Consider the following 10962-nt stretch of genomic DNA (forward strand, 5'->3'; position numbering starts at 1 on the left):
CCGTGGTCGAGGGCCTGCGCCGGAAGCACCCCCGGCCGTCCGGCCTGGCCCTCGCTCACCGCGATCCCCGTCGCCGCCTGCACCAGACTGTCGAAGCCGCGCCGGCCGCCCCACGGCCCGTCCGCCCCCCACGCCGACAACTGGGCCACGACCACCCCGGGCCGGCGCTCGGCGAGCGCCTCGGGGCACAGTCCCAGGCGGTCCAGGGCGCCCGGCCGGTACCCGGTGACCACCACGTCCGCCGCCGCGAGCAGTTCACCGAACGTGTCCCGGCCGGCCGCCAGGTCCAGCAGGGCCGAACGCTTCCCGAACCCCGTGTCGGTGTGCTGGTCGGAGAGCTCGGGCAGTCCCGGCGGGTCCAGACGCAGCACGTCCGCGCCGAGCAGGGCGAGGGTGCGGGTGGCGACGGGGCCCGCGACGACCCGGGTCAGGTCCAGCACCCGCAGCCCCGCGGCGGGCAGCAGGGGGTCACGGCCCACGGGGGTGAGCGTCCGCGCGGGGGCGGAATCCAGCCGCCCGCGCTCCACCAGCGGGCGCCGCGCCACCGCCGCCGCCTGCGCGTGCGCCGCCCACTCGGCGGGCGTGCGCAGCGCGACCGCGAGGCCCCCGGCGGCGTACACGGTCTCCTCGACCTCCGCGGCCGGCCGCCCGGCGAGGACCGCCGCCACCGTCTCCGGGTCGTCCGGCGTCCCCAGCGCGGTGAGCAGCCGGGCCCGGTGGTGCGGGTAGTTGGCGTGCGTGCGCACCCACCCGTCCGCCGTGCGCCAGAAGCGCGACAGCGGGGCGAAGGACACCGGTGCCCGCCCGTCGACCAGCAGGTGCCGCTCGCTGACGAACGCCGCCGCCACCGCTCCGTCGTCCACCCGCACGGCCGGTACGGCGGAGCCCGGGGGACGACCGGGGCGGGCGGACTGCGCCCGGCGCGCGCCCAGTTCGGCCGCGGCCAGCGCGCACGCGCCCACGCAGGCGCGCGCCGTCTCCCGTACCGGGAGCCGCGCGGGAAGCGCCCCGGGCCGTTCGACGGCCGTCACGCGCGTGAGGAGGTCCGGGTCTCCGCCCAGCGAGGCCCAGGCGGCGGCGAGCCGGGAGCCGGAACGGGAGCCGGGGGAGGGGTGTTCGGTGTCGGTCATGGGTGCACTGTGCGGTACCGGGCGGCCGACGGCGAGGGGGCCGGACGAACGACCGCCCGGCCCCCTCGCTCACCCGCGGGACGGACACCCCGTCACCGCGCCGTCGCTCTAGCGCTTCACCGCGCGCAGCGCGTCGACGATGCCGTGGCCGTAGAAGCCGTTGACCCGGCTGCCGCCCTCGCACGTGGCGTCCTGCACGCCGTCGCCGTTCTGGTCGTAGGACTCCGGGCAGCCCGGGTTGTTCGCCTGCGCCTTCAGCAGCGCTTGGAGCGCGGCCGGGGGCGCCCACGGGTGCCTGGACTTCAGCAGCGCGGCGACGCCGGCGACGTGCGGCGCGGCCATCGAGGTGCCCTGCAGGAAGGCGTACTGGCCGTTCGGCATGGTGGACAGGATGCGGCCGTTCTTCGACGGGGTGTCGGGCGTCTGGTAGCGCCCGTCGCCGCCGGGAGCGGCCACGTCGACGACACCCTTGCCGTACGTGGAGTAGTACGACTTGAGGTTCTGCACGCCCGTGGCGCTGACCGTGACGACGCCCGGGAGCTGGGTCGGCAGGTCGAGGCACTCGGACGGGTCGATGGTGCGCTCGACCGGTGTGGTGTCGTTGGGGCTGGAGGCGTCGACGATCGCGTCCGCGGCCAGGTCGTGGTTGGAGTTGCCCGCCGAGGCGACGTGCAGGGTGCCCTTGCGCTGGGCGTACCTCTGGGCCCGGTCGACCGCGTCGACGATCGCCCGCTGGTCCGGGTCGTCCGTGCAGTTGTAGAGCCACGGGTCGACGTAGTAGCTGTTGTTCGTGATCTCCACGCCGTGGTCGGCGGCGAACACGAAGGCGCAGACGACGTTCTCCGGGTAGAACAACCCGTTGTTAGGGTCGCTCACCTTGATGGAGGAGACCTTGACGCCGGGCGCGACGCCGGCGACGCCGATGCCGTTGCGGGCCGCGGCGATCTCACCGGCCACGTGGGTGCCGTGGTAGTCCTCGTCCGTGTACGGGCGCCAGGCGCCCTCACTGGTGTCCGCCTTGCCGCCCACGCAGTTGGCCGACTGGGCGGCGGAGAAGTTCGGTGCGAGGTCGGGGTGGGAGTCGTCCACACCGGTGTCGATCACGGCGACGGTGACCTTGCGGCTGCCCGGGTCGATCCGCGCCGCCTTGTCGGCGCCGATCGCGCGCAGGTCCCACTGGTCGGCTTCGAGGGGTTCGCTGCCGGGGGTCTTCGCGGAGGCGGCCCGCGTCCTGGCGGCCTCGGCGTCCGTCACGTAGTCCGCCGCGCCCTGGTCCGTCGTCCCCGCGGGGACCAGCGGTGCGGTGCGGGTCGCACCGGCCGACCGCACTCCGCGCACGGCGCGCATCTCCTCGGCGAAGCCGGGGTTCGCCGAGTGGACGACGATCACACCGATCCGGTCGTACGTGACCACGACGGTCCCGCCGGCCGCGGCGACCGCCTTCTCCACCGACGCGATCGTGCGGCGGTCCGTCCCGGTGTTGACGACGTACGCCAGTCCCGGGGCGTCCGCCGCCCGCTCCGCCGCCCGCTCGTCGGTCCGTTCGGCCGTCGACGCCTGCGGAGCCGCCGACGCCACCGCCGGCAGGAAGCCGAGCGAGGCGGTCAGGGACAGCGCGACGGGCACGGCGAGGGCGAGCCGGCGCCTGGAACGCAGATGAGCCATGGGATCTCCACATCATCCAAAACAAAACCGGCCCGAGACACAGATGGTGCTCGGGCAGGTACATGACGGGTGGTGCAGGGCGAAGCTATCCCGCGCGCTCGCCGGCCAGCAACGGTTTCCCGCCCGTGTCTTCGGCGGACGTCCGCGCAAAAGAAGCCCGTGCGGGGTTGAACCGGTCCTCGCGTGGCGCCGTGACGTTGTGCAGGGAGCGCGAGGACACTCGCCCCCGTCCCCGTCTGAACCACCCGCAACGCGAGGAGACTCCGTGGCCGCCGAAGCACCGCCCCCCTCGGCAGAGGAACGCAAACTCCCCACGCCCGAGGAGTTCACCGAGGTGCAGGAGAGCGCTGAGTTCGGTGAACTGCGCCGCTCCCACCGTTCCTTCGCCTTCCCCCTGACCATCGGCTTCATCGTCTGGTACCTGCTGTACGTGCTGCTCTCGAACTACGCGGGCGGCTTCATGGGCACCAAGCTGTTCGGCAACATCAACATCGCCTTCGTCTTCGGTGTCCTGCAGTTCGTCACCACGTTCCTCATCGCGTGGTGGTACTCGCGGCACGCCGCCACCCATCTCGACCCCAGGGCCGAGGCCATCAAGACCCGTATGGAGGGCGGCGCATGAGCCCCTCGATGACCACCGTCCAGCTCGCCGCGAACGAGGCGAGCGAGCACCGCCCGCTCATCATCACCCTGTTCGCGCTGTTCGTCCTCGCGACCCTCGGCATCACCGTGTGGGCGGGCCGGCAGACCAAGGACGCCGCCGACTTCTACGCGGGCGGACGCCAGTTCAGCGCCTTCCAGAACGGGCTCGCGGTCTCCGGCGACTACATGTCGGCCGCGTCCTTCCTCGGCATCGCCGGCGCCATCGCCCTCTTCGGCTACGACGGCTTCCTCTACTCCATCGGGTTCCTCGTCGCCTGGCTGGTCGCCCTGCTCCTGGTCGCCGAACCCCTGCGGAACTCCGGCCGTTACACCATGGGCGACGTCCTCGCCTACCGCATGCGCCAGCGGCCCGTGCGCACCGCCGCCGGCACCTCCACCATCGTCGTCTCGATCTTCTACCTGCTGGCCCAGATGGCGGGCGCCGGCGTGCTCGTCTCGCTGCTGCTCGGCATCACCTCCGACGCCGGCAAGATCCTGATCGTCGCCCTGGTCGGCGTCCTGATGGTCGTGTACGTCTCCATCGGCGGCATGAAGGGCACCACCTGGGTGCAGATGGTCAAGGCCGTGCTCCTCATCGGCGGCACCCTCCTGATCACCTTCCTGGTGCTGCTGAAGTTCAACTTCAACATCTCCGACCTGCTGGGCAAGGCCGCCGACAACAGCGGCGCGGGCGCCTCCTTCCTGGAGCCCGGCCTGCAGTACGGCGCGAGCGGCACCACCAAGCTGGACTTCATCTCCCTGGGCGTCGCCCTGGTGCTCGGCACCGCCGGCCTGCCGCACATCCTGATCCGCTTCTACACGGTGCCCAACGCCAAGGCCGCCCGTAAGTCCGTGAACTGGGCCATCGGCATCATCGGCGGCTTCTACCTGATGACCATCGCGCTCGGCTTCGGCGCCGCCGCGCTCATCTCGCGGGACGAGATCATCGCCTCGAACCCGTCCGGCAACACGGCAGCCCCCCTGCTCGCCCTGCACCTGGGCGGCGTCGACTCGACCTGGGGCGCGATCCTGCTCGCCACCATCTCGGCGGTCGCCTTCGCCACGATCCTCGCGGTGGTCGCCGGCCTCACCCTCGCCTCGTCGTCCTCCTTCGCGCACGACATCTACGCCAACGTCATCCGCAAGGGGAAGGCCACGGACAAGGAGGAGATGAAGGCGGCCCGCCTGGCGACCATCTTCATCGGCGTCGTCTCCATCGCGCTCGGCGCCCTCGCCCGCGACCTGAACGTGGCCGGTCTGGTCGCGCTGGCCTTCGCGGTCGCCGCCTCCGCCAACCTGCCGACGATCCTCTACAGCCTGTTCTGGAGGCGGTTCACCACCCAGGGCGCCCTGTGGTCGATCTACGGCGGTCTCACCGTCGCGGTCGGGCTGGTGCTGTTCTCGCCGGTCGTCTCCGGCGACCCCACGGCGATGTTCCCCGACGTCGACTTCGCCTGGTTCCCCCTGAAGAACCCGGGCATCATCTCCATCCCGTTCGGCTTCCTGATGGGCTGGCTCGGCACCGTCCTGTCGAAGGAGGAGCCCGACGCCAAGAAGTTCGCGGAGCTGGAGGTCCGGTCGCTGACCGGCACCGGCGCCCACTGACCGACCAGGTCGGCACCCCTTCCGGCCGCGTCGCGGGACCTCCCGGGTTCCCGCGACGCGGCCGTCGCGCGTCTTCTCGTGGCATCGGGACGCTGCGGCTTGTCGGTGGCGTCACGTAGGCTCACAGGTACGGAGCATGAGTGATCCGAGCGGAGGGAGGGGGGCCACGTGCTCATCGACACGTACGGCCGGGTGGCCACCGACCTGAGGGTGTCACTGACCGACCGGTGCAATCTGCGGTGCACCTACTGCATGCCCGAGGAGGGCCTGCAGTGGCTCGCCAAGCCCGACCTGCTGACGGACGACGAGATCGTCCGCCTCGTCGGCGTCGCCGTCACCTCCCTCGGCATCGAGGAGGTCCGCTTCACCGGCGGTGAACCCCTGCTCCGACCCGGCCTGGCCGGCATCGTCGAGCGCGTCGCCGCCTTGGAGCCCCGCCCCCGCATGTCCCTCACCACCAACGGCATCGGCCTGCGGCGCACCGCGGCGGCGCTGAAGGAGGCCGGCCTGGACCGGGTCAACGTCTCCCTGGACACGCTCCGCCCGGACGTCTTCAAGACCCTCACCCGCCGCAACCGCCACCAGGACGTGCTCGACGGCCTGTACGCGGCCCGCGAGGCCGGCCTGACCCCGGTGAAGGTCAACGCGGTCCTGATGCCGGGACTCAACGACGACGAGGCCCCCGACCTGCTCGCCTGGGCCGTGGAGCACGACTACGAACTGCGCTTCATCGAGCAGATGCCGCTGGACGCCCAGCACGGCTGGAAGCGCGACGGCATGATCACCGCGGGTGACATCCTCACCTCCCTGCGCACCCGCTTCGAGCTGACCCCCGAGGGCGAGGAGGCGCGGGGGTCGGCCCCGGCCGAGCGCTGGCTGGTGGACGGCGGCCCGCACCGCGTGGGCGTCATCGCCTCCGTCACCCGGCCGTTCTGCGCGGCCTGCGACCGCACCCGCCTCACCGCCGACGGACAGATCCGCACGTGCCTGTTCGCCTCCGAGGAGACGGACCTGCGCGCCGCCCTGCGCTCCGGCGCCCCCGACGAGGAGATCGCCCGGATCTGGAAACGGGCGATGTGGGGCAAGAAGGCGGGCGCCGGTCTCGACGACCCGTCCTTCGTGCAGCCGGACCGCCCGATGTCGGCGATCGGCGGCTGAAGGCCCCGGGGAAGACGCGGAAGGACGCCGGAGGCCCGCCGAAGCCGGCGGCCCCGGTGCCTACGCCCCTTCGGGAGCCGCCCACTCCTCGAAGCGCACGACGTCCTTCAGGAACCCGCGCACCCCGAGGAACTGCGACAGGTGCTCCCGGTGCTCCTCGCACGCGAGCCAGGTCTTGCGGCGCTCCGGCGTGTGCAGCTTCGGATTGTTCCAGGCGAGCACCCACACGGCGGCGGCACGGCAGCCCTTCGCGGAACAGATCGGCGTCTCGGGATCGGGGTCCATCACACCGCCGACCCTAACCCGGCCGGCGCGGTGCGCCGTTCCACGAGGGGGCGACAGCCTGGGGAAAAGGCGACGCCGAGCAGCCACGGGGGGAGCTGCCCGGCGTCGGTCCGTCGCTCCGACGGGGGATGCGGAGCGCGTACGAAGTATGTCACGGGTCACCCCGCCCCCGGCACCGGAACAACATGATTGATCTGAGCTTTTCTTGAGCTTGGCGGGTTAACGTCTTCCGCTTACGGCCGGTCATGGTCATGTTCCGGAGACCACGAGGCCTCGGGCCGCTCCGTTCGTGTGCCGGGGGCGGGCTCGGGCGTCACGTCTTCCGTCCCGGATTCCGCCGGACCGTCGTCCGTCCGCGACGAGGTGATCATCGGCCGCATCTGCGGCGTCAGATGGGCCGAGGGCAGCGACGGCGCGTTCTCGCGCCCGGCGTTGGCGATCACCACCGCGACGTACGGCAGCAGCATGCCGAGAGCCAGGGCCACGACCGCGACGTGCCGTTCCACGTTCCAGAGCGTGGCGGCGAGGACGACCGAAATCGTGCGAATGATCATCGAGATCACATACCGGCGCTGCCGGCCGCGCACATCCTCCTGAAGCCCCGCTCTGGCGCCGGTGATCCGGAAGACCTGGACCCCACCGTTGCCATGCAGCTTCCGCATCGCGTTCCACCATCCGCCCGAATCGGACTCTCCCTGCCTCCGACCGCCCTGCAACCGGCCGGGACCCGGGCCCGCACCCCACCACGTTACGCCGCACCCCCGCCGCCCACGAGGCCGGGGCATCCGGCCCGCGTCCCCGTCCGCGCCACGGGCCGTACTCCGCCCCGCCCGTCCGGTCCGCGCCGCGGTCCGCGGGGCACGGCCGACGTGCGGCGTGCCGGATCCGGGCCGACACTGGCCGTAATGCTCGCGTCAAGACGTACCAGGAGGCAGTCATGGGCTGGTTGTGGGCGATCATCGTGGGGTTCGTGCTCGGTCTGATCGCGAAGGCGATCATCCCGGGGAAACAGCACAGCCCCCTGTGGCTGACCACCATCTGCGGCATCCTCGGCGCTCTCGCGGGCAACGCCATCGCACGCGGCTTCGGGGTCGCGGCGACGTCGGGCATCGACTGGATGCGCCACATCTTCCAGGTGGTGGCGGCGGTCGTCATCGTCTTCGTCGTCGACATGCTGTACGTGCAGATGAAGGGCCGGCGCACCCAGCGCACCTGACGCGCGCCGGGGGCACCGCGCACGCCGGGCCCCGGAGCGCCGACGGGGGCGGCCTCCGGGAACGCGGGAGATCCCGCGCCCCACCGGAAGGCCGCCCCCGTCACGTCACCCGAGGACGCCCGGGCGGCGCACCCGGGGTGCGCTCAGGCGGGCGCGACCTCCACCGCCGCCAGGTTCTTCTTGCCCCGGCGCAGCACCAGCCAGCGGCCGTGCAGCAGCTCCTCCTTCGCGGGGACGGCGTCCTCGGCGGTGACCTTGACGTTGTTCACGTAGGCGCCGCCCTCCTTCACCGTGCGCCGCGCGGCCGACTTGCTCGCCACCAGGCCGACCTCGGCGAACAGGTCGACGACCGGGCCGAGCTCGGCGACCCGGGCGTGCGGCACCTCGGCGAGGGCCGCCGCCAGCGTCCGCTCGTCCAGCTCCGCCAGCTCGCCCTGGCCGAACAGGGCCTTCGAGGCGGCGATCACCGCGGCCGTCTGGCCGGCGCCGTGGACCAGGGTCGTCAGCTCCTCGGCCAGGGCGCGCTGGGCGGCACGGGCCTGCGGGCGCTCCGCCGTCTGCCGCTCCAGCTCCTCCAGCTCCTCGCGGGACCTGAAGGACAGGATCCGCAGGTAGCCCGAGACGTCCCGGTCGTCCGTGTTCAGCCAGAACTGGTAGAACGCGTACGGGGTGGTCATCTCCGGGTCGAGCCAGACGGCGCCGCCCTCGGTCTTGCCGAACTTGGTGCCGTCCGCCTTCGTCATCAGCGGCGTCGCCAGCGCGTGCGTCTCGGCGTCCGGCTCCAGGCGGTGGATCAGGTCCAGCCCGGCCGTGAGGTTGCCCCACTGGTCGCTGCCGCCCTGCTGGAGCGTGCAGCCGTAGCGCCGGTACAGCTGGAGGAAGTCCATGCCCTGCAGGAGCTGGTAGCTGAACTCCGTGTAGCTGATGCCCTCGGAGGACTCCAGCCGCCGCGCGACGGAGTCCTTCGTCAGCATCTTGTTGACGCGGAAGTGCTTGCCGATGTCCCGCAGGAACTCGATCGCGGACAGGTTCTGCGTCCAGTCGAGGTTGTTGACCATCATGGCCGCGTTCTCGCCCTCGAAGGACAGGAACGGCTCGATCTGGCCACGCAGCCGGTCCACCCAGCCGGCCACCGTCTCCGGGTCGTTCAGCGTGCGCTCCGCCGTCGGGCGGGGGTCGCCGATCTGGCCCGTGGCACCGCCCACCAGCGCCAGCGGCCGGAGCCCGGCCTGCTGGAGCCGGCGCATCGTGAGCACCTGCACCAGGTGTCCGACGTGCAGGGACGGCGCGGTCGGGTCGAAGCCGCAATAGAACGTGACAGGACCGTCCGCGATCGCCTTGCGCAAGGCGTCCTCGTCGGTGGACTGGGCGAACAGCCCGCGCCACTTCAGCTCGTCGACGATGTCCGTCACGGTTCTCGCGTCTCCTCGGTACTTCTTCGGTTCGTTGCCGTCCGGCCGGTCGGCCGACGGGCCGGACAGCAACGAGGTTATACGCCCCGGCTGACAGAACTCATATTGAAATCGGGGACCCGCAGCGCGGGCATCGCGGCCCGGGTGAACCAGTCGCCCCACTCCCTGGGCAGCGTCTTCTCCGTACGCCCCGCCTCGGTGGCCCGGCCCAGCAGGTCCACCGGCGACTCGTTGAACCGGAAGTTGTTGACCTCGCCGACGACCTCGCCGTCCTCCACGAGGTAGACGCCGTCCCGGGTCAGACCGGTGAGCAGCAGGGTCGCCGGGTCCACCTCGCGGATGTACCACAGGCAGGTCAGCAGCAGCCCGCGTCCGGTGGCCGCGACCATCTCCTCCAGGGAGCGGTCGCCGCCCCCGTCCAGGATCAGGTTGTCGATCGCCGGCGCCACCGGCAGCCCGCTGAGGGCCGCGCTGTGCCTGCTGGTGGTCAGCCGGTTCAGCTCGCCCTCCCGCACCCAGTCGGTGGCCGTCAGCGGCAGCCCGTTGTCGAACACCGACCGGTCGCCCCCGGAGGAGTGCGCGATCACGAACGGCGCCGACTCCAGACCCGGCTCCTCCGGGTCGCTGCGCAGGGTCAGCGGCAGTCCGGTCAGCTTCTCCCCGACCCGGGTGCCGCCGCCCGGCTTGGAGAACACCGTGCGCCCCTCGGCCGCGTCCCGGCCGGAGGCCGACCACAGCTGGTAGATCAGCAGGTCCGCGACGGCGGTCGGCGGCAGCAGCGTCTCGTACCGGCCGGCGGGCAGCTCGAGCCGCCGCTCGGCCCAGCCCAGCCGCACCGCCAGCTCGGCGTCGAGCGCCGCCGGGTCGACGTCCCCGAAGTCCCGCGTGGAGCGGCCCGCCCACGCCGACCGGGTGCGGTCCGGCGACTTGGCGTTGAGCTCCAGCGTCCCGTCGGGCTGGTCGTGCCGCAGCCGCAGCCCCGTGGACGTGCCGAGATAGCTGGACACCAGCTCGTGGTTGGCGAAGCCGTACAGCTCCCTGCCGCCGGCCCGCGCGCGGGCGAACGCCTCTCCGAGCGCCGGGGCGAAACCGGTGAACACGGCGGACGAGGTCTGTGCGGGCGCCTCGGTGAAATCGGGCGACTCGGCCGCCCCCTCCGCCCCCGTGACCAGCGGCCGGGCGTCCTCGGCGGGGCCGGCGTCCCGCGCGGCGGCCTCGGCGGCCCGCACCAGGGGCTCCAGTTCGTCGACGGTCACCGCCGACCGGGACACCACGCCGGACGCGGTGCCCTCCGCGCCGTCCACGGTGGCGATGACGGTGAGCGTGCGCCCGCGCGTGACACCGTTCGTGGTGAGCGAGTTGCCCGCCCAGCGCAGGTTGGCGGTCGACCGCTCGTCGGCGATCACGACACAGCCGTCGGCCCGGGACAGGGCGAGGGCGCGCTCGACGATCTCGTGCGGCTTGGTGGTGTGCGCGCTCATCGACCCGCCTCCTGCGTGGTGTTCAAGATGCTGACGCCCTTGAAGAGGGCGGACGGGCAGCCGTGCGAGACCGCCGCGATCTGCCCCGGTTGGGCCTTGCCGCAGTTGAAGGCGCCCCCGAGGACATACGTCTGCGGCCCCCCGACCGCCGTCATGGAGCCCCAGAAGTCGGTGGTCGTGGCCTGGTAGGCGACGTCCCGCAGCTGCCCGGTGAGCCGCCCGTTCTCGATCCGGTAGAAGCGCTGCCCGGTGAACTGGAAGTTGTAGCGCTGCATGTCGATGCTCCACGACCGGTCGCCGACGACGTAGACGCCCCGGTCCACGCCCCCGATCAGGTCCTCGGTCGACATCCCGGCCGGATCCGGCCG

Annotated in this window: 11 protein-coding genes; 4 read left to right on the forward strand and 7 right to left on the reverse strand. The window is 72.3% G+C overall.

The annotated features are described in order from the left end of the window. The coding region (locus AOK18_RS15355; RefSeq protein WP_055694726.1) for a CoA transferase at positions 1-1130 on the reverse strand (1130 nt) is incomplete at its 3' end. A gap of 108 nt (positions 1131-1238) precedes the next feature. After that, positions 1239-2795, reverse strand: coding sequence for a S8 family peptidase (locus AOK18_RS15360; protein ID WP_055694727.1), 1557 nt, complete (start codon positions 2793-2795; stop codon positions 1239-1241). Positions 2796-3060: 265 nt separating this feature from the next. On the opposite strand from AOK18_RS15360, the gene AOK18_RS15365 reads away from it, so the two are divergent. The 3 genes from AOK18_RS15365 to moaA all read left to right on the forward strand — a co-directional run bounded on the left by AOK18_RS15365 (position 3061) and on the right by moaA (position 6200). Beyond that, on the forward strand, positions 3061-3417 hold the full coding sequence (locus AOK18_RS15365; protein WP_055570633.1) for a DUF485 domain-containing protein: 357 nt from the start codon (positions 3061-3063) through the stop codon (positions 3415-3417). Continuing rightward, positions 3414-5042: a solute symporter family protein gene (locus AOK18_RS15370; protein WP_055570632.1), complete on the forward strand. Its 1629-nt coding sequence runs from the start codon at positions 3414-3416 to the stop codon at positions 5040-5042. Before AOK18_RS15365 ends, AOK18_RS15370 begins: the two co-directional genes overlap by 4 nt. A gap of 168 nt (positions 5043-5210) precedes the next feature. Further along, positions 5211-6200: a GTP 3',8-cyclase MoaA gene (gene moaA, locus AOK18_RS15375; protein ID WP_055570631.1), complete on the forward strand. Its 990-nt coding sequence runs from the start codon at positions 5211-5213 to the stop codon at positions 6198-6200. Positions 6201-6260: 60 nt separating this feature from the next. On the opposite strand, the gene AOK18_RS15380 is transcribed toward moaA, so the two are convergent. Then, complete coding sequence (locus tag AOK18_RS15380; RefSeq protein WP_055570630.1) at positions 6261-6485, reverse strand: hypothetical protein; 225 nt, start codon at positions 6483-6485, stop codon at positions 6261-6263. Between the two features lie 233 nt (positions 6486-6718). Continuing rightward, entirely contained in the window at positions 6719-7147 is a 429-nt protein-coding gene (locus tag AOK18_RS15385) for a DUF3099 domain-containing protein (protein WP_055570629.1), read from the reverse strand. A gap of 275 nt (positions 7148-7422) precedes the next feature. Here AOK18_RS15385 and AOK18_RS15390 point away from each other — a divergent pair, with 275 nt between their 5' ends. Then, positions 7423-7701 carry a GlsB/YeaQ/YmgE family stress response membrane protein gene (locus AOK18_RS15390; protein ID WP_055694728.1) on the forward strand — a complete coding sequence of 93 codons (279 nt, stop codon included), beginning with the start codon at positions 7423-7425 and terminating at the stop codon, positions 7699-7701. A 143-nt stretch (positions 7702-7844) separates the two neighbouring features. Here the strand turns inward: AOK18_RS15390 and tyrS are convergent, their stop codons facing one another. The 3 genes from tyrS to AOK18_RS15405 form a co-directional block, all read right to left on the reverse strand. Then, complete coding sequence (gene tyrS / locus AOK18_RS15395; RefSeq protein ID WP_055694731.1) at positions 7845-9113, reverse strand: tyrosine--tRNA ligase; 1269 nt, start codon at positions 9111-9113, stop codon at positions 7845-7847. Between the two features lie 77 nt (positions 9114-9190). After that, the gene (locus AOK18_RS15400; RefSeq protein ID WP_055694729.1) at positions 9191-10594 is read right to left on the reverse strand and encodes a metallopeptidase TldD-related protein; all 1404 of its coding nucleotides are present in this window, start codon (positions 10592-10594) and stop codon (positions 9191-9193) included. Beyond that, on the reverse strand, positions 10591-10962 hold a 372-nt coding region (locus AOK18_RS15405), incomplete at its 5' end, for a metallopeptidase TldD-related protein (RefSeq protein WP_240503190.1). The genes AOK18_RS15400 and AOK18_RS15405, both read right to left, overlap by 4 nt.

The sequence above is a fragment of the Streptomyces prasinopilosus genome, from assembly GCF_001419695.1.
Classification (GTDB): domain Bacteria; phylum Actinomycetota; class Actinomycetes; order Streptomycetales; family Streptomycetaceae; genus Streptomyces; species Streptomyces prasinopilosus.

What these genes read in the sequence shown, in the direction of transcription:
- AOK18_RS15360 (WP_055694727.1), bottom strand. Translation starts at nt 2,795, where the DNA reads ATGGCTCATCTGCGTTCCAGGCGCCGGCTCGCCCTCGCCGTGCCCGTC.
- AOK18_RS15370 (WP_055570632.1), top strand. Translation starts at nt 3,414, where the DNA reads ATGAGCCCCTCGATGACCACCGTCCAGCTCGCCGCGAACGAGGCGAGC.
- AOK18_RS15380 (WP_055570630.1), bottom strand. Translation starts at nt 6,485, where the DNA reads ATGGACCCCGATCCCGAGACGCCGATCTGTTCCGCGAAGGGCTGCCGT.
- AOK18_RS15385 (WP_055570629.1), bottom strand. Translation starts at nt 7,147, where the DNA reads ATGCGGAAGCTGCATGGCAACGGTGGGGTCCAGGTCTTCCGGATCACC.
- AOK18_RS15390 (WP_055694728.1), top strand. Translation starts at nt 7,423, where the DNA reads ATGGGCTGGTTGTGGGCGATCATCGTGGGGTTCGTGCTCGGTCTGATC.
- AOK18_RS15400 (WP_055694729.1), bottom strand. Translation starts at nt 10,594, where the DNA reads ATGAGCGCGCACACCACCAAGCCGCACGAGATCGTCGAGCGCGCCCTC.